General features: G+C 35.2%; 18 protein-coding genes. 3 read left to right on the top strand and 15 right to left on the bottom strand.

The window, feature by feature from the left end:
- Window positions 1–53: 53 nt before the first annotated feature.
- Window positions 54–1,136, bottom strand: coding sequence for a phosphoserine transaminase (gene serC / locus CDOMC_RS08505; protein ID WP_172129329.1), 1,083 nt, complete (start codon window positions 1,134–1,136; stop codon window positions 54–56).
- 130 nt (window positions 1,137–1,266) lie between these two features.
- Between serC and CDOMC_RS08510 the strand changes: the two genes are divergently transcribed.
- Genes CDOMC_RS08510 through xseA form a run of 3 tightly spaced genes read left to right on the top strand, consistent with a single transcriptional unit; the run spans window position 1,267 to window position 4,577 of the window.
- Window positions 1,267–2,694, top strand: coding sequence for a CYTH and CHAD domain-containing protein (locus CDOMC_RS08510; RefSeq protein ID WP_172129331.1), 1,428 nt, complete (start codon window positions 1,267–1,269; stop codon window positions 2,692–2,694).
- A gap of 9 nt (window positions 2,695–2,703) precedes the next feature.
- A complete protein-coding gene (ubiE, locus tag CDOMC_RS08515; RefSeq protein ID WP_172129333.1) occupies window positions 2,704–3,420 on the top strand; it encodes a bifunctional demethylmenaquinone methyltransferase/2-methoxy-6-polyprenyl-1,4-benzoquinol methylase UbiE in 717 nt (238 codons plus the stop codon).
- The gene (gene xseA / locus CDOMC_RS08520; RefSeq protein WP_172129335.1) at window positions 3,414–4,577 is read left to right on the top strand and encodes an exodeoxyribonuclease VII large subunit; all 1,164 of its coding nucleotides are present in this window, start codon (window positions 3,414–3,416) and stop codon (window positions 4,575–4,577) included. The genes ubiE and xseA overlap by 7 nt, the downstream gene beginning before the upstream one ends.
- 83 nt (window positions 4,578–4,660) lie before the next feature.
- Here the strand turns inward: xseA and CDOMC_RS08525 are convergent, their stop codons facing one another.
- From CDOMC_RS08525 to CDOMC_RS08590, 14 genes are all read right to left on the bottom strand, one after another.
- Window positions 4,661–5,074, bottom strand: a complete 414-nt coding sequence (locus CDOMC_RS08525; RefSeq protein ID WP_172129336.1) for a Fur family transcriptional regulator — start codon at window positions 5,072–5,074, stop codon at window positions 4,661–4,663.
- A 64-nt stretch (window positions 5,075–5,138) separates the two neighbouring features.
- Entirely contained in the window at window positions 5,139–6,968 is a 1,830-nt protein-coding gene (gene dxs, locus CDOMC_RS08530) for a 1-deoxy-D-xylulose-5-phosphate synthase (protein WP_172129691.1), read from the bottom strand.
- 12 nt (window positions 6,969–6,980) lie between these two features.
- Window positions 6,981–7,805 (bottom strand): flagellar assembly protein FliH, encoded by an 825-nt coding sequence (gene fliH, locus CDOMC_RS08535; RefSeq protein WP_172129338.1) that lies wholly within the window; start codon window positions 7,803–7,805, stop codon window positions 6,981–6,983.
- On the bottom strand, window positions 7,802–8,833 hold the full coding sequence (gene fliG / locus CDOMC_RS08540) for a flagellar motor switch protein FliG (protein WP_172129340.1): 1,032 nt from the start codon (window positions 8,831–8,833) through the stop codon (window positions 7,802–7,804). Before fliG ends, fliH begins: the two co-directional genes overlap by 4 nt.
- Window positions 8,833–10,527: a flagellar basal-body MS-ring/collar protein FliF gene (gene fliF, locus CDOMC_RS08545; RefSeq protein ID WP_172129342.1), complete on the bottom strand. Its 1,695-nt coding sequence runs from the start codon at window positions 10,525–10,527 to the stop codon at window positions 8,833–8,835. The genes fliG and fliF overlap by 1 nt, the downstream gene beginning before the upstream one ends.
- Window positions 10,528–10,530: 3 nt before the next feature.
- The gene (gene hisC / locus CDOMC_RS08550) at window positions 10,531–11,631 is read right to left on the bottom strand and encodes a histidinol-phosphate transaminase (RefSeq protein WP_172129344.1); all 1,101 of its coding nucleotides are present in this window, start codon (window positions 11,629–11,631) and stop codon (window positions 10,531–10,533) included.
- Window positions 11,628–12,707, bottom strand: coding sequence for a prephenate dehydratase (gene pheA, locus CDOMC_RS08555; protein ID WP_172129346.1), 1,080 nt, complete (start codon window positions 12,705–12,707; stop codon window positions 11,628–11,630). Before pheA ends, hisC begins: the two co-directional genes overlap by 4 nt.
- Window positions 12,691–13,476 (bottom strand): HAD-IIA family hydrolase, encoded by a 786-nt coding sequence (locus CDOMC_RS08560; protein ID WP_172129348.1) that lies wholly within the window; start codon window positions 13,474–13,476, stop codon window positions 12,691–12,693. The genes pheA and CDOMC_RS08560 overlap by 17 nt, the downstream gene beginning before the upstream one ends.
- Entirely contained in the window at window positions 13,473–14,672 is a 1,200-nt protein-coding gene (lysA, locus tag CDOMC_RS08565) for a diaminopimelate decarboxylase (RefSeq protein ID WP_172129350.1), read from the bottom strand. Before lysA ends, CDOMC_RS08560 begins: the two co-directional genes overlap by 4 nt.
- A 56-nt stretch (window positions 14,673–14,728) precedes the next feature.
- Window positions 14,729–15,790, bottom strand: coding sequence for an LptF/LptG family permease (locus CDOMC_RS08570; protein ID WP_172129352.1), 1,062 nt, complete (start codon window positions 15,788–15,790; stop codon window positions 14,729–14,731).
- Window positions 15,787–16,341 (bottom strand): aminoacyl-tRNA hydrolase, encoded by a 555-nt coding sequence (gene pth, locus CDOMC_RS08575; protein WP_172129354.1) that lies wholly within the window; start codon window positions 16,339–16,341, stop codon window positions 15,787–15,789. Before pth ends, CDOMC_RS08570 begins: the two co-directional genes overlap by 4 nt.
- A gap of 13 nt (window positions 16,342–16,354) precedes the next feature.
- Entirely contained in the window at window positions 16,355–16,891 is a 537-nt protein-coding gene (locus tag CDOMC_RS08580) for a 50S ribosomal protein L25/general stress protein Ctc (RefSeq protein WP_172129356.1), read from the bottom strand.
- A gap of 90 nt (window positions 16,892–16,981) precedes the next feature.
- Window positions 16,982–18,175, bottom strand: coding sequence for a type IV pilus twitching motility protein PilT (locus CDOMC_RS08585; RefSeq protein WP_172129358.1), 1,194 nt, complete (start codon window positions 18,173–18,175; stop codon window positions 16,982–16,984).
- A 15-nt stretch (window positions 18,176–18,190) separates the two neighbouring features.
- Window positions 18,191–19,195, bottom strand: coding sequence for a transaldolase (locus CDOMC_RS08590; RefSeq protein ID WP_172129360.1), 1,005 nt, complete (start codon window positions 19,193–19,195; stop codon window positions 18,191–18,193).
- Window positions 19,196–19,198: the final 3 nt, after the last annotated feature.

Here is a 19,198-nt window from a genome sequence, read left to right on the forward strand (position 1 = left end):
TAAATTATATAAAAATGACAAATTTATAAAAATAATCACAAATAGACTTAAAATTATCCATTCTTTCTAGTAAATTCGTTCATAAACTCAACCAAAGTTTTCACATCATTTAGGCTCACTACGTTATAAATTGAAGCACGAATTCCGCCCAAATGACGATGTCCTTTAAGCCCTAGCATTCCCGCCTTTTCCGCCTCGGCAACAAAAATAGGCTCAAGCTCGGCATTTGCGGCAATATTATAGCTTACGTTCATAACCGAGCGATCAGCCTTCCTTGCATGCACTTTATAAAATCCTTTAGAATTATCAATAGCATCGTATAGTAAAGCCGCCTTTGCCGCATTTCTCTCTTTTGCAGCGACAAGACCTCCCTGCTCAAGCAGCCATCCCATAGTAAGATCAAGAAGATAAATGCCAAATGTCGGAGGAGTATTATATAGCGACTTTGCGTCTGTATGAGTTTTATATCTAAGCATGGTAGGCACTCTATCGTTATTAAGACGCTCTGCAAGATCTTTGCGAATTATCACTACCGTCACACCGCTTGGGCCGGCATTTTTTTGTGCCCCTCCATACAATAAGCCAATATCTGTAAAATCAAGAGGTTCTGAAAAAAAGTCACTACTAGCATCTATGACAAGTGGTACTTTGCTCTTTGGAAGGCTTTTATACTGAGTGCCGTAAATTGTATTGTTTGTGCAAATATAAGCATAATCTGCATCATCGCTAAATTTTATATTCTCTGGGATGCGGTCAAATTTCGTATCTTCAGAGCTTGCAACAACTTTATGATTTATACCAAGAAGTTTGGCTTCTTTTATGGCTTTATTGGTCCATACTCCGGTATTTACATACTCTGCTGTTCCGCCCATAGATAAATTTAAAGGCACCATCGCAAACTGCAAATGCGCTCCGCCTTGCAAAAATAAAATTTCATACTCATAGCCAAAGCCATAAAGCTTCCTTATCTTGTCCATCGCCCCAAAATGAACCTCTTCAAATGTTTTACTCCTATGGCTTATCTCCATTATAGAAAAGCCCTTGTTTTGGTAGCTTATAAGCTCTTTTTGAGCATGTTCCAATACACTTAGAGGTAGTCCGCTTGGTCCTGCGCTAAAATTTATCTTTCTATTCACGAAAACTCCTTTAAAATTTTCTATAATTTATCACAATTTGAGTTAAAAATTAATTTCATAAGACTAAAATCGCAAATTTACAATTTAAGCTAGCTTTTGATACAATTAAAAATAGTTTAAGGAGCTGTATTTGGTCTTAGAAATAGAACGTAAATTTGTATTAGACGGTATTTTAGCTATTGATGCTCTTAAAAGAGATGGTATTTTACTAGCTAGCAAAAGTGTAATGCAATTTTATACCAAAATCACACCCCTTGAAGAGATTAGATTTCGTAAATCAGAAAATAATCTTACCATGACCAAAAAAATCGGAAAAGGAATGGTAAGGCAAGAATTTGAAGAGATTTGCGATGAAAAATCATACAAAAAAGCTTTTAAAAACTCTATAGCAATGCCAATAGAAAAAGATAGATTTGAGTTTAAGATAAATAATCTCCCTGCAAATATTGATATTTATAAAGGCGTATTAGAAGGACTCGTTACACTTGAAATAGAATTTTTAAAAGTTGAAGACGCAAATAATTTTATAATGCCTGATTTTTTAGCCAATCACATCATATCTGAAATCACCGAAGACGAACGATATAAAAATAAAAATTTAGCCCTATTTGGGATACCTGATATGAAATTTGACGTTAAAAAGGCATTGGAAATTTTAGACACAAATAAAGATATAAAGCTCTCGTTTCCAAGCTCAATGCGCTCGATAGATGCTGCAAGAGTGCTGTTTTTTCAAATTTATAAATTTATAGAGTTTTATAAAGATGAGTACATAAAAACAAGCGATGAAGAGGCGCTTCATCAAATTAGGGTAAATCTACGCAAAACACGCTCTCTGCTTAGACTGCTAAATAAAATTTTTGATGAGAAACTAACGGTTCATTTTAGTAAAAATTTTAAAATCCTAGCAAATTCAACAAATATAAAGCGCGACATAGACGTATTTTTGGAATTTTTAAATAAACAAAAAAAGGCTAAATCAATAATCCAAATTTTAGAAATAATAAAAAATAGCCAAAATGATGAAATAAAAGCTATGTTAAGCAGCCCGCAACGTAGTGAGATTTTTAGAGATTGGGAGATATTTTTAAGAGAGGATAGTGATTTTTACAAAGGCGAAGACTATGATAAGCCTATTAAAAAAATCGTAGCAAAGGCAATCAGAGCTCAAATTTTAAGGCTAAAAAAAGGTCTTTTATTACTTAATAGTGAGAGAGAAAACGCTATTTTCCACGAAACAAGAATAGAGTTCAAGAGACTTAGATATCTATTTGAAAACTTCATTGATCTATTTGCTATAAGATCTCTTGAAAAATGCAAAAATAGGGTCAAAGATATTCAAGAGCTATTTGGAGAGCTGCAAGATAGGGATATATGGCTACTTATCTTAGATGACATTGAAACTAAGCAAGATGGCGATGATCAGGCAATAGCAAAATTAAAAAGTAAAATTTACAAACAAATTTTTCAGATAAGAGATGAGATTTTAGATAAAAAGACAAAATTTATTAAAATTTTAAGCAAAGTTTCCAAAAATTTAAAAATTTATTACAACTAAAGAAAGAGAATGCAAAAACAAGAAAAAATAGTTCAGATGTTTAATGAGATTGCCCCGACTTACGACCTTGCCAATAGGGTTTTGAGTATGGGAGTTGATATTAGGTGGCGCAAAATAGCCTGCAAGATAGTGCTTGAAAAATTCAAAAACCAAAGTATAAACATAGTAGATGTCGCATGCGGTACTGGCGATATGATGGGCTTTTGGAAGAATATGGCAAGCAAATTTAATGTGAAAATCAACTCTTTAACAGGCATAGACCCATCAAGTGGCATGCTTGAAGTTGCTAAGCAAAAATTTCCAGAGTTTAAATTTATAGAGGCTTTAGCGACTAATACATCATTAGATGATGCAAGCACAAATGTATTAAGCATAAGTTACGGAATTAGAAATGTGGTCGAAAGAGAGGCCGCACTAAAAGAATTTAATAGAATATTAAAAGATGGTGGATATATCGTCGTTCTAGAGTTCACAAAAAGAAAAAAATCTGGCTTTTTAACAAAAATAAGAGACTTCTATCTAAGTAAAATTCTGCCTAAAATAGGTGGATTTATATCTAAAAACCAAGAGGCATATGAATATCTACCAAGCTCTATAGAAAATTTCTTAGATACAGAAAGCTTTGTGGATGAGTTGCGAAAAGCGGGATTTGAAATCGAAGTTTGTAAAAGTTTTTCGATGGATATTTCTACACTTTTTGTAGCTAGGAAATTTAAAAATTGCTAAGCGTAAGCGAATTAAACGAGCAGGCTAAAACCTTACTTGAAACGACATTTTCATATGTTGAAGCAGAAGGCGAAATCTCCAGGCTTACCAAACATGCCTCAGGACATTGGTATTTTACGCTAAAAGATGCCAAAGCCTCAATTTCTGCAGTAATTTATAAATTTAACAATGAAAAGCTGAAATTTGACATAAAAGATGGAATGAAAGTTATAATTTACGGCAAAATTTCCCTCTACTCCCCGAGTGGTAGCTATCAGCTTATAGCCACTTCTATTAGACCGAGCGGAGATGGAGAGCTTGAGCTCGCATTTAAGCAGCTTAAAGAGAGTCTTGAAAAAGAAGGGCTTTTTAAAATTTCAAATAAAAAAAGTCTGCCTAAATTTCCTAAAAAAATAGGCATCATAACCTCTAAAACCTCAGCAGCTCTACAAGATATGCTAAAAATTATCAATCAAAGATGGATACTTAGTGAAATTTTCATATTTGATTCATTAACTCAAGGTGAAAACGCCCCAAAGGCTCTTATAAAAGCTCTTAAAAAGGCTGATAGCTACGGACTTGACGTAATAGTATTGGCTAGAGGAGGCGGAAGCAGAGAGGATCTATGGTGCTTTAACGATGAATGTTTGGCGCGTGAAATTTATATATCTAAAACACCTATAATAAGCGCGATAGGACACGAGATAGACTATGTTATCACAGATTTTGTGGCTGATTTTAGAGCGCCCACTCCAAGTGCCGCCATGACTTCACTACTTCCGGATATGAATGAATTTATGCAGATGATAGATAGATACTTAGATGCAATTGATATAGCGATTAAGAGAGTGTTTGAGTGCAAAGAAAGCAGTTTAAATATGCTTAAAAACCGTCTATCAAAGCAAATTTTAGAACAAAAAATAGATCACAAATATCAAATTTTAAATAATTTAAATTTAAAACTAAAAAATGCTCTAAATCTAAAAATACTAAAATTTGAGAATCAAATATCGATTCTAAATAAAAGCTTTATGCAACAAGAGAGGTTTTTTGATCAAATTTCATCATTTGTAAGAGTTTTAAAAGATGGCAAAATAGCCAATTTAAACAAGTTAAAAACAGATGATGAAGTTGTTTTAAGCTCGGTTACAACAACTAAAAAAGCAAAAATTTTATAATCCTGACAAAAAACAATAATAAAAATAAGAAAGAAATAAAGTAGTTGGGCGAGAGATACTCACCCGATTAAGAGGAAGTAGAATTATTTATTACAGTGTTTGCAACTTTTTACGGTTACTAGCACATTTAGTTTTTCAACGAAATTTCCGAGCTTTTTCTCTAAATTTTCCTTATATTCGTCAAGCAATGCATCATTGTAGCTCATATCGCTTACTTCGCCACACCCTTCACATACAACGTGGATATGAGGATGCTCAAAGATATCATATTTAGCCTTTTGATTTGGCATATTAACCTCTACGACTAGCCCCTCATCTTTTAGTGTATTTAGGTTTTTATACACAGTGGCTAACGATACAGACGGATTTTCAGCCAAAATTTCCTCATAAAGCTCGTCTATAGTAGGATGCATATGGCGATCTAAGATTTTTAATACGCTGATTCTTTGCGGAGTGGCTTTCAAACCTCGTTCTTTTAGTAAATTTATATAATTCATATAACTCCCTTTTTAATTTTTTCTAAACTATACAAAAAAATTATTTAAAAGTTCTTTATACTTATTAATATAAATTATCTTTTAGTATTTTTTCAGAAATACTCTGCGGATCAAGCCCCAATCCCTTCTCAACCTCACTCGTACTGCCATGTTCTATAAATTTATCATTATACTCAAGACTAATAACTCTTACATCATATATGGCTTCATCTTGTAAAAATGCGCTTAAAATTTCAGCTACCCCGCCTTTTTTGGCGCTATCTGAGAAAATATACCAAACTTTTTTATCCTTGGCTAAATCCAACAAAAGCTCTCTATCAAGCGGTTTTACGAATAGTAAATCCACAAGAGTCGGTTCAAATTTATCCCTTAAGGCCTTTTTGACCAAATTTGCACGCCCTACTCCATTTCCATACCCTATAAATGCCACTTTTGAATCTGTTTTAGATAAAATTTCACTTTTTCCAAATTTAATCTCTTTTGACTCAAATTCTCCATCGTCCAATAAGAAGCTACCTCTAGGATATCTGAATGCACAAGGTCCGACATGCCTATAAGCATATTCCATTATAAGTTTAAAATTTTCCGCAGACCTCGGAGCAAAAATAGTCATATTTGGTATAACATGAAGATAGCCAACATCAAAGGCGCCCTGATGAGTCTCTCCATCTTCTCCCACGACTCCGGCTCTATCCATAGCAAAAACAACGTTTAGATTCATAATGCAAGCATCGTGTATCACCTGATCAAAGGCGCGCTGAAGAAATGTCGAATATATGGCGATAAAAGGCTTAAATCCCTCTTTTGCCATAGCGGCCATCGAAGTTACTGCATGTTGCTCCGCTATCGCTACATCCCAAAAACGCTCAGGAAATTTCTCAATAAGCAGATCCATGCCCGTTCCGGTAGGCATTGCCGCAGTTACTCCAACAACATTTTCATATTTTTGGGCAAGTTTTAGCAAATTTTCCGCAAAGAGTGCAGTAGCAGATTTTGGAGCACTTTTTTTAATACTCTCCCCACTTTTTAGATCAAATGGTCCAACCCCATGCCAGTTGGCATAGTGACCCTCAGCCTTCTCGTATCCCTTGCCTTTTAAGGTTTGTGCATGGACGATAACAGGCTTTTTCATCATCTTTGCCACTTCAAAAGCATCTATTACAGCCTTTATATCATGACCATCTACGGGACCTATATACTCAAGCCCAAGCTCCTCAAAAAACATCCCTGGAGTTATAAGTCGTATGCCCTCTTCCATCCTGCGCGCCATGTACGCAGCACCATCTGGCATATAGCTTAGAAATTTCTCAACTCTGCTTTTAAATTTCTGATATGGTTGACCTGCCATCATCTGGCTTAAATACTTACTAAGCGCGCCTATAGGCTTACTTATACTCATCTCGTTATCGTTTAAGATTATCACACAGGGATATTTTCTATCGCCAAGCTCATTTAAAGCCTCATAAGCCATTCCGGCACTCATAGAGCCATCGCCTATTAAAACTACTGGCAAACGATCTTCATTTTTAAGCCTTATAGCCTTTGCGGCACCTACGGCCAAAGATATTGAAGTGGAGCTATGACCTGCTATAAAATAGTCATATTTACTCTCATTTGGTTTAGTATATCCGCTTATACCGCTAAATTTACGCAAACTATCAAAGTTATCCCAGCGATTTGTTAGAAGCTTATGAGCATAGCTTTGATGACTAACATCAAAGATAAACGGGTCTTTTTCTTTGTCAAATACATAGTGCATAGCCACTATAAGCTCAACCGCACCAATATTTGAGCTAAGATGCCCTCCATTTTTACTAACTGTCTCTAAAATTTTGCCTCTTATCTTATTACAAAGCTCTCCAAGCTCTTCTGTATTCATAGATTTTAAATTTATATCATTCATATACTATTCGCCAACTATCCTTTTTATCTTTTCAAACCTAGCCTCAATAGTTCCATCAAGATTTCCAGCATCGCTCATCAATATAACACCACCTACGTTTATAGCTTCATCGGCTAAAATTTGTATATTTTCACTGGTGCCAAAATGCTCTTTTAAGAACTCAAAATCTTTAATATTAACTCTAATTTGTAGCTTTTTAGCCTCATTCAGCTCTTTTATTAAAGATTTTGCAAGTGCATAAGCAACACTTGAAGAATTTGATGAAATTTCTTTTTTGACAATCTCTTTTGCAATATCGATTGCTGTGCTTGAGAGCTCGTTTTCGCTTGAGCTTAGAAAATTCTCAAATTTAGCAACTTCACTATCTAGCTTCGCTACCGAATTTAGATATCTTGACTCAAGTGATTTTAATTCACTCTCAAATTTAGCCTTGGCATCTTCAAAACCTTGCCTAAGACCCTCTTCTTTAGCTCTTATAGTTTCATTTTCTAGGCGTTTTGCAAATTCACTCTCTTGATTTTCTATCTTCATTTGAAGCTTTATGATATTTCCAGAAAGCTCATCTGTGCGCTTTAAAAGTTCTTCTACGAAATTTGACTCTATTTTTGGATCTTGAGATATTGGTATTTGCTGATTATTTTTTATGGAGTGATCAAAATTTGTAGCAAAATTAGCTATATTTGAATTTTCGCTATTGATACTATTTTTACCCGCATGCTCATTTTCGTGGCTATCATTCGCCTTTTTTTCTTGACCTAAAACCTTAAATCTATAGCTCTCTACAAAATGGCTTTTAGTATCTTCGTTAGTTATTACGCTGCTTCTCATTCTATCATCTCTTCTGCTTCACCGACTTGGAAGACTCCTTGATCAGCTAGGGCTTGCACTTGCTCTACTATGCGGCGCTGAGCCTCTTCCACGTCTTTTACGCGAACAGCTCCAAGGTATTGCATCTCTTCTTTAAACGCTTCGCTTGCACGCTGAGACATACTACCCATAAATTTCTCTTTAAGCGCATCGCCAGAACCTTTAAGAGCTATCATTAGATCCTTTTTGTCGACATTTTTGAGAATTTCTCTAATAGCTATTTGATTAAGCGTGTTGATATCTTCAAACGTAAACATAAGCTCTTTAATTGTAGTAGCAAGCCTATCATCGACATCTTCAATATATTCGATAGTGGATTTTGAGGCCTTTTGACCAAGGCGGTTAAGCACTTCTGCAACGGCTCTTGGACCGCCAACTTCAACCTTATACGAAGTAAGGCTTTCAAGCTTTCCTTCAAGCACTGTTGATACACGTTTAATAACAGATGGGCTAATATCACCCAAATTCGCCATTCTAATCACAACCTCGCTTCTAAGTTCATCTGATAAAAACGAAAGCGTCTCTGCAGCACTGGTTGGATCCATATGAGCTAAAATTAAAGCGATAGTTTGAGGGTGCTCTTTCATAATAAAATCGGCAAGCTGTTGAGGTTTGATTTTAGTTAAATATCCAAAACTCTTTGAACTCTCCATGCTTTTTGCAAGCTTATCAAGGATTTTTTGTGCGGTCTCAGGTCCAAAAGTTCGGTAAAGAATCTCTTTGGCGTATTCTAAGCCACCGCTTCTCATATATTGATTTGACTGCATTAGAGCATAAAATTCCTCTAAAACAGCCGCCGCTACCTGCTTATCAACACTCTTTGCAGTCGCTATATACCTTGAAATTTCAGTGATAACATCAACTTCCATATGAGAAAACAAAAGCGTAGTGGCGTCCTCGCCAAGCTGTATAAGCAGTATCGCAACTTTTTCAGGCATAGAAAGATCGTCATACATCATCTTTTGTTGTTCATTTAGATTAGTAGCCATTAAAAGTCCTTGCGATTACTAAAGTCAGAGTCGTTTTTAACCATATCTTGAAGCAATACCGAAACCTCTTCGCTTCGCTCTTGCACGATGAGCTTCATTTTTTCAAGTAGCACATCATACCTAAGCTCATCCTCATTAAAATCACTTCCGATTCCAAGCTGCTCTTCGACCTTTTTCTTAGCTGCTTTAAATTTCTCCAAGGCATCCTCGCTATCCTCAAGATCTACTATGTCATCTTGTATATCGGGCTCCTCTTCTTTGATATTTTGAAGCATTTTTTCCATAAACGGAACGATAACTTTTTTGTAAAATATAAATAATAAAATTCCGACAAATATATATTTAAATATAGGCATAAAAGGATTTATGTAAGCATCAAAAAACGAATTTACCTTATTTACAGGAGTATCTGTGCCAGGTCTTTGAAATTCAAAGTTACTTACAGTTACCTCATCGCCTCTATTTGTATCAAATCCCACCGATTGCTTTATAAGCGCACTAATCTTGTCTAGTTGCTCATTTGTAAGAGGTGTATATACGATCTCTTTAGTTAAATTTCCATTTTCATCTTTTTTATTCTCATACCTGCCGTCAACCACTACAGCGGCGCTTAAGCGCTTAATAGTGGCGAATTGATCTTTGATACGCATAACTTTTTTTGAAATTTCATAGTTTGTAGTAGATGAGCTCTTAGAATACTGCTCCTCAAGCTTTTTATCATCTATCCCTTCAACCGGACCTATATTGCTAACAGCACCAGGAACACCTTGGACTTCGCGCTCTTTAGAGCCTTGTCGCTTCTCTTCTACGCTCTGTTCGCTTCTTGCTACAGAATTTGGATCAAAGGTCTCGCTCTCACTATCTTTTCTGGCAAAATCAAAGTCTATAGTTACCTTGGCTACTACTTTATGAGTGCCTCCAACTATAGGCGAAAGGACATTTATAATCTTTTGCTCAAGTGCGTTTTCCGACTCTCTTTTATATTTTATCTGCTGATTTATCTGATCGCTATCGTATTCGCCATCCTCTTCGCCAAGAGGAATTCCATCTTGATTTACTATCTTTACATTTTGAGTGCTTAAATTTGCAACCGCAGCCGAAACTAAATTTTTAATACCTGAAATCTGCTTTAAATTTAAGCTATTTCCGGTTTTTAAATTTAATACTATTGAAGCCGAAGGCGGAGTAGTTCTTTCTGTAAATAGAGTCTCTTTTGGTATGGCTATGCGCACCATAGCCTTTTCTATAGGTGCTAGGCTCTCTATTGTCCTAGCAAGCTCACCCTCTAAAGCTCTTTGAAATTTTACCTTTTGTTCAGAGTCGGTAGCTCCGAATTCTTGTTTGTCAAAGATTTCAAAGCCTACTTTATTATCCTTTAAAATACCCAAGGATGCTATCGAAATTCTCTCTTTGTAAACATCTTGATTTGGGACTAAAATAGTGCCTTCATTGTAAATTTTATATTTAACCCCGTCTTTTTCAAGCTGCTGAATAATAAGTGCCGAGTCGCTAGGATTAACACTCTCAAAAAGAACGCTATATCCGTCATAGTTTGTCTGAGAGCTTTTATAAATGCTTAAAAAGACTAAAAATCCAACCACAAGCACGACAGAACTTGCCGCAACTATGCGCTGTCTTATAGAGAGGCTCTGATAAATGTGTCCGATTTGTTGAAATGCGGTTTTAAAATCCATATTTTATTTTATAGCTTTCCTTAATTCATCTAAAACTCTATCATTTTGCTCTGGCAAACCTATGGTAATTCTAATTGAATTCATACCGTAACTTTTCAAATCACGTAAAATTATACCTTTTTTTAGCAGATTTTTGGCAATCTCGGTTGCATTTTCACGCTCAAAGTTATAAGTTATAAAGTTAGTATAACTATCAATAAACTCTATATTATGCTCTTTTGCAAATTTTTCATATTTTTTCATCTCTTGAAAGTTAGCCTCTACGGTCTTATCTACAAATTCCTGATCCTTAAGAGCTTCTATGGCCGCTTTTAGACTAAGGGTAGTTATATTAAAAGGGGCTCTTAGTTTGCCAAGTTCATTTATTATAAATTCATCGGCTATTCCGTATCCTACGCGCATTCCTCCAAGTCCGTAAGCTTTAGAAAAAGTACCAAGAAAAATAGTATTTTTAAATTTAGTTATCAAATCTTTAGGACAAATTTCTTTATTTTTGTCTTTAAATCTCGCAAATTCATTATAAGCGCCATCTATTACAATCATCACATCTTTATCAATCTGCTCTAAAAATTTATACACATCATCTCTATTTAGACACTCTCCTAAAGGATTATTTGGCAAGCATAAAAAGATCATAGAAATTTCATCTTTTTTATCATTATAAACTTTTAAAAAATCCTCCAGATTATGCCCTTTAGCCTGAGTTCTATAAATTTTTGCTCCGGTATGCTTGGCGTAAATTTCATACATAGCAAAGGTTACTCCTGCCATCAATACGGCATTTTTCGAATTTGCTTTGGCATGAACCGCAAATTCTATCACCTGATCGCTTCCGGAGCCTATTATTATATTTTTCGTATTCACGTTAAATTTAGCCGACAAGGCTTCTTTTAGCTCATAATAGCTATCATCAGGATAAAGATACATATTTTGCGCACAATTTTTTATCGCCTCAATAACTCTTGGACTTGTTCCGAAAGGATTTTCGTTACTCGCTAGCTTAATTACATCCTTTGGCGCTATACCAAATTCACGCACCACAAGCTCTATTGGCTTGCCAGCCTCATAATTTATTAAATTTGCTAATTTATCGTTAAATTTCATCTTTGATCTCCTGGTATGTAGCTTCCCAACCAAACTATCTCGTCTCCAAAACTATTGGCTTTATCTATAGCTCTTTGGACATTTTCATCATCGATATGCCCCTCAAAATCGATATAAAAGACGGTCTTAAATTCACGCTCTTTTATAGGACGACTCTCCAACCTAGTTAGATTTATCCCCTCATCTCTAAATGCCGTAAGCAGATCCGCAAGCCCTCCTGGCCTGTGGTCAGTCTTTGCCAAAATAGAGGTTTTGTTCTTTGTCGAGCGTTCGTTTTTAAAATCACTTAAAATAAAAAATCTCGTTCTATTCGCCATATTATCCTCAATTGTCTCAAACAAAATAGGAACATTATAAAGTTTAGCCGCTATCTTGGAGCAAATTGCCGCAGAATTTTGATCCTCACTTGCAAATTTAGCCGCCTCTGCAGTGGATTTCGTAGGTATAAACTCAGCATTTAAAAGCAAGTGATCGTCTAAAAATTTACGGCACTGATTGTATCCTTGAGGATGCGAATATATCTTTTTGATATCCTTTAAATTCTCGCAAACACTTGCAAAAGAGTGATGAATATCCATATAAAGCTCAGCCACAACCTTGATATTTTCAAATCTTCCAAGACAATCTAGCGTCGCTCCTACAGCACCTTCGGTATTGTTTTCTATAGGCACTACTCCGTATTTAGCCTCTTTGTGTTTTAGCTTTGTAAAAACAGCCTCAATGCTGGCAAGCGGTAAATACGCACTCATCGCACCAAATCTACTCTCGGCAGCTTGATGAGTATATGTGCCCTCAGGCCCTAGATAAGCGACTTTTTCTGGCATTTCAAGATTTCTACTTACGGCAAAAATTTCAAGATAAATAGCCTCGATTGCAGATTTATTTAAAATATTTGAGCTTAAGCTCTCAAGACGGTTTAATATCGCTCTCTCACGTTCAGGACGATATATCGAAGTACCGCTAGTTTGCTTTAACTCGCCTATTTTTTTGACAAAGCTCATTCTCTCATTTAGTTTTTTTAAGATATCGTCGTCTATCTTGTCGATTTCTTCTCGCAAATCATTTATATTCTGCATCTAGTTCCTTTAAAAATAAGCTTACATCTTTGTAAATTTTATCTATAAATTTTGGCTCCACTCCAGCCTTTAAGGCACTATCAACCTTACCGCTTAAAACCAGAGCAGTCCTCATTCCAAGCTCTTTAGCACCTACCAAATCACCCTTTGCATCGTCGCTTATTATCAAAACATCTTTAAAATTTGCATTAAAGCCTTGCGAATTTAATAACCTTAAAGCGGCTCTATAAAACTCCTTGCTTGGCTTACCTACTACTTTGTATTCTTGTCCTGTGGCGTAGTTTAGCATCTTAGCTATGGCTCCCACACCAGGGTAACTTTTAGAATTTTTTTTATATATGCTGGTTTCACTCATAGCAATTAGTTTTGCGCCGCTTTGTAAAATCTCTATCATATTGCTAAATTCATCAAATTTAAAATCATCCCCGCTCGCTACCAAAACAGCCTTAGCTAAATTTGAAAACTCTAACTCATATCCTAAATTTTGCAATACTTTTTTGAATTTATCAGAACCAAAGGCGACTACCTGGCAAGTGGGCAAAATATCTTTTAAAACATAAAAAGGATCTATGTACGCCTTATCTTTGATATCAAGCCCCTTGTCTCGCAACTCTTTTAAAAAATCCAAACTACTAAATTTTGTATTATTCGTAATCACTACGTATGGAATTTTTTTAAAATTTAAAAAATCTATAAGCTCTTTTGCCCCATTTATAAGGCTTTTATCGCTATCGCTTATCAGGGTTCCTTGAACATCGATAAAGATCAAATCAGATCCTTTTCAAGCGCTATTAGATCTTCAAAACTCTCACGCTTTCTAATTAAAAAATCTTTCCCGTCTTTTATGCCGACTTCAGCGGCTCTTGGACGAGAGTTATAATTGCTACTCATCGTAAAACCGTATGCACCAGCAGATCTTATCACGAGCAAATCATCACTATCACAAGGTGGTAAATTTATATTTTTAGCCAAGAAATCCCCACTCTCGCATATTGGTCCGACTACGTCACACTCGCTCTCGCTACCCTCTTTACCAACTATTGAAATTTTATGATACGCTCCGTAAAGGCTTGGGCGAATTAGATCATTCATAGCCCCGTCAACCACTACAAAACGCTTTTGTTTATTAAATTTCTCATATAAAACTCTAGTTAAAAAATATCCGCAATTGCCCACTATAAATCGTCCTGGCTCGCAGACTATAGTGACATCAAGTCCGCTAAGAGTACTTAAAATCCCTTGAGCATAATCGTATAAATTAGGCTCTTCCTCGCCATCATATACTATGCCAACTCCGCCTCCGACATCAAAAAATTTAATATCTATCTCTATAGCCTTTAGCTCTCTAAGCAGGTTTGAAACCACTCTTGAAGCCTCTATTATCGGGGTTATGTCAGTAAGTTGAGAGCCTATATGTGAATGTATGCCAATAGGTTCGAGAAAAGGCGAATTTTTAGCATGCAGATACATTTTTTTTGCAGTTGTTATATCTACACCGAATTTATTCTCATTTAGTCCGGTTGAGATATAAGGATGAGTTTTGGCATCTATATCAGGATTTACTCTAATGCTTATACGAGCGATTTTGCCAAGATCTTGAGCAATTTTTTCTAGCCTATACATCTCGGCTTCACTCTCTAAATTTATCATCAAAATTTCATTCTCGAGTACAAATTTTAGCTCGTCATCCCTTTTGCCAACTCCACTTAAAATGATCTGATATCTTTTTGCTCCGGCAGTTAAGGCGCGTCTTACCTCTCCTATACTTACACAGTCAAACCCAGCTCCAAGAGAGGCTAAAAGTTTCAAAATGCTTAAATTTGAATTTGCTTTTACAGCATAACAAACCAAAGATTTTCGTGCATGAAATGCTTTTTTTAGAGTTTCATAGCGTGAAGCTATATGATTAAAGTCATATACATAAAGAGGAGTCCCATAAACTTGAGCCAAATTTTCAAAATTCATCGATCTAACCTTAATAAAAATAGGTAGATTTTACTTGAATTTTGCCTAAAACTCTCTTAACGGTTACGAAAGTAAAGATATAGGGCAAAGCCCGATAGACAAAATAGTGGCAATATAACTCCAATTTCTGGCAAAATTATAGAGTTATGTGCAAATTTCATCAGTACAAAAAAAGTTCCCCAGCTACAAAGCGTAACTATAATAAACACAAAACTCGTGAGTGCTAAATTAAAAAAACGTCCTGTAACGGGCAAAAAGTAGTATATGATAAGAACCGTAATGGGAGCAAAAAATGGCGAAAATAAGAGGCTATAAAGAGTTGTTTTAGCAGAATTTAGTCCAACTCCCTCTTTTTCAAAAGCAGTAATAAAATCAAAAGCATCAGGAATTGATAGCGATGAATTTGACTGATATGCACTCTCTATCGTCTTTGGCTTAAACCCATCAAGCGCAATAAGATTTTCATGGTGTTTGATATCAAGACCATCTTTGCCAAGTTCTATAACTTTAGGCATGGTCGTGACATTCGCATCTTTTAAAGTCCATTTATTCTCATTAAATTTTGCCTCGCTACTAAAAGTAGCACTTAACAACTTGCCGTCCATCACATCAAAAATTCTCACATCGCGTATATTTGCACTTACAGGATTTAGCTCGTCTATATATACAAATTTGCCTCCGAATTTTAAAAAAATATCAGAGCTAATGCCTGAAATTTGTGATGTTTTTATCAAATTTCTTTGAAATTCATAAGAGTATGCAAATGGTGTAAAATTAAGCCCTATATAAATTAAAGTTATAAAAATTGATATAAAAAAAGGTGGTTTGATAAGAGCGTTTTTACTTACTCCAAGGGCGTAAAAGCTAACAAGCTCATTGCTCCTAATCATGTTAAATTTGGTAATAATCAAAGCAAAAATCAAAGAAAGTGGCAAAACATAGCCGATCGCAGCCATTGAAGTAAGCGTAAAATATAGCAATTTTAGATTCGCACTTGAAGGCATATCTTTTAAATTTGTCAAAATATCAATGCCGGTATAAAACAAAACTAATGAAAAAAATATAATCAGAAATGATTTAAAATAGTTCCAGCCAACATATTTTGCATACAAATTCACGCGCATATGCCTTTTTTACTAGAATATTTTTGTGAAATAGTATTAATATCGCTTTTAATAAGCTCCGTTACAGCCTCTTTTGTATAATTTAAAACTTTTTTAAGACACTCACTCTCATCTTGGCTAAAATCTCCTAAAACATGCCCGGTAACACTTGAATTTTGAGACCTTCCTATGCCTACTCTAACTCGCTCATAATCGCTTCCTATTAAGGAATCGATGGACTTTATACCGTTATGACCTCCACTGCTGCCACCTATCTTAAATTTAACTACTCCAAGTTTTAGATCCAAATCATCATGAATGACAATTATGCGTTCAGGCTTATAAAAGTCATTTACTGCTTTTACACTATTTCCGGATAAGTTCATAAAAGTTTGAGGTTTTAGCAGGAGTAAATTTGAAAATTTAAAAAGTTCACCTTGAAATTTTGAAGATGTTACATCTGTAAATTTTTCATTTTTAAGCAGGTCTATAAGCATAAACCCGATATTGTGTCTTGTTTTTTCATATTGTGGACCGGGATTTCCCAGCCCAACTATAAGGTTCAAAGCCTTGCCTTAATTATTTAGCTTTGACAACTCCAACTACGGCGACATGGCCTGCATCAACCATTGTAACGCCTGCTGGAACTGAAATATCTCTTACTAAGATAGTATCTTCGACATCAAGTTTGCTTACGTCAAGATCAAATGCGTTTGGTAAATTTTCAGCTGCACATTTTACTGCGAGCCTTTTTTTAGATTGAACTAAAACACCTTTATTTTTAAGACCAATTGGAGTTCCAAAAGGCTTAACAGGGATCATGTATTTTGAGATAACTCCTGGAAGGGCTACTTTTAGATCAACATGCTTAAGCGCATTTGTAATAGGATCTTTTTGATACTCAACTATAACGACTTTTAAGGTCTTGTCGCCAACTTTTACATCAAACGCAAGGTTCTCTTTTTTGCGAGCCTCTTTGATAAATTCATTTACCTTAAATGCCGCTTCGATATTCTCTAATCCCTTGCCGTAAATGTTCGCGATTAGATAACCATCTCTTCTTAAAGCTTTAGCAGCTTTTTTACCGATACTCTCTCTAACGATACCTTCTAACATCGTATTCCTTTCATGAAAAATAAGTGCTGATGATACCAAAATATTTATAAATTTATACTTTAATAGTTGCTCATAGTAAAAGTATATAGTTTATATCTCTTTAAGAGCTATTATGCCCTCGTTGTCCCTGGTTTCATTATCAGAATTTTCTAATAACATCTTACGCTTAGCGAGATCTGCATTTTTAATTCTTAATTCAAGATCGCTTCTTCTGCTTGATTTTTCTAAAGCTTCATGTTTGTCTATTATGCCTTCATTATAAAGCTCAAGAAGATGTTGCTCGAAAGTTTGCATACCATAAGTATTCCTACTCTGCTCTATGGCATCATAAATTTCATCCTCTCTACCATCTAGTATCATATCTTTGATTCTGGTATTTTTTACAAGTACTTCAACGGCTACGCGCCTTTTGTCATCTACCGTCCTAACAAATCTTTGGCATATGATAGCTTCTACAACCGAAGAAAATGTCATCTTAATACGATTTTGCTCCTCTTTTGGAAACATATTTATAACACGACCCACAGTCTCTTTTGCATCAAGGGTGTGCAGAGTAGCTAAAACCAAGTGTCCTGTTTCAGCAGCAGCCATGGCTGTTCTAATAGTCTCTAAGTCTCTCATCTCTCCAACAAGTATCACATCAGGGTCCTCACGAAGGGCTGCTCGCAATGCATCAGAAAAGTTATGTACATCTTGACCTATACCTCTTTGATTTATAATGCTCTTTTCTTCTGAAAAGATAAATTCTATAGGATCCTCAATTGTAATAATATGTCTATTTTTATTTTTATTGATATAATTAATCATACTTGATAAAGTAGTTGTCTTGCCACTTCCCGTAGGTCCTGTTACAAGTATAAATCCACGGTTTACATTATTACAAAGCTTCTCAAGAACAGGTGGTAAAAACAGATCTTGCATATTTGGAATTTTAGTTGGTATCGTTCTAAATACCATAGAAACACCATCTATTTGGAAAAAAGCATTAGCACGAAAACGATAATCTTCATTTAGTTTGTATGTAAAATCTACACTTTTTTTGACAACTAAATTATCAAAATTTGTTCTTAAAATCTCTTTAGTAAGAGCCATAGCATCTTCATAACTCAAAATATCATCGCTCATTTTTTGAATTTCACCGTTGTACCTACCTCTAATAACCCCATTTGCCCTTATGTGTAAATCGCTTCCACCCTTTGAAACAAGTTCTGAAAGATAAGCATCTAACTTTTTTCTTTGCAAATATCCAAAATCTAATTCTGATTGTTGTTGTAAATTTTCCATTTCAAGTTCCAAATTTTATTCTTGCTTTAACGCCTTCATTATGTCGTCATAAGCCTGTAAAAACTGTTTAAGACCATCACTTAAAAGCTCTTTATAGACTCTATTCATATCTATACCGGCTCTAGAGACAACCTCAAAAAACTTCTCTATACTATCCTCGCTAACCGCCTTTTTAGGCTCACTCTTTTGCTCGAGAAATGCTTTAATGGTATCAAGCGGAGCTGTATTTATAGAGTTTTCATACATAAGCTCTCTTATGTAGTAATCTTTTCTTAAATCATCTCCTTTTACTCCTGTACTTGCAAAAAGCGCTCTAACATTATCTAACTTTCTATTTTGTATGATTGTATAAATTTTAGTAGCATTCATTATGCCTATCTGCCCAGTAGGAAGAGATTTTTCTCGCATCACTCCATCAAGAAGCCTATCAAATCTGCTTACAAATATACTGATTACGCCCTTTGGTGTTTTTGTATTCGGGAATTTTTTCTGATACTCTTTAGCGCCACTTTCAAAAGCATCAAGACATTTAATAGCCTGATCTGGAGAAAATATCAAAGTAGCATTTACAGGAATTCCTCTAGCCATCAAAGCGCTCATAGCGTCAAACCCTGCATTCGTAGCCGGAATTTTGATCATAACATTTGGCATCATAACTGTATTAAACAGCCTAACCCCCTCTTCAATAGTGCCTTGCGTATCGTTGCATAAGTTTGGATCTACTTCGATACTAACAAATCCATCATCGTCATCGGCATAGTTTTTGATAAGCCTATCTGCAGCAATTTTAATATCTTGCACGGCTAAAATTTCATAAATTTGCTTTTCATGCCTTCTTTCATTCTCTTTAATCGTACTCTTATATGCAGGAGAAGTCAAGAAGGCTGATTTAAATATAGCGGGATTTGAGGTTGCTCCATTGATAGTATTAGAATTTATAAGCTTTATAAATTCATTATCTAAAAAATCTCGCTCTATAAAATCACACCAAAGTGAAAATTTAACATCGTTATTAAACATATT

Origin of the sequence: Campylobacter sp. RM16192, from assembly GCF_004803855.2 — a bacterium.
Lineage (GTDB): Bacteria > Campylobacterota > Campylobacteria > Campylobacterales > Campylobacteraceae > Campylobacter_A.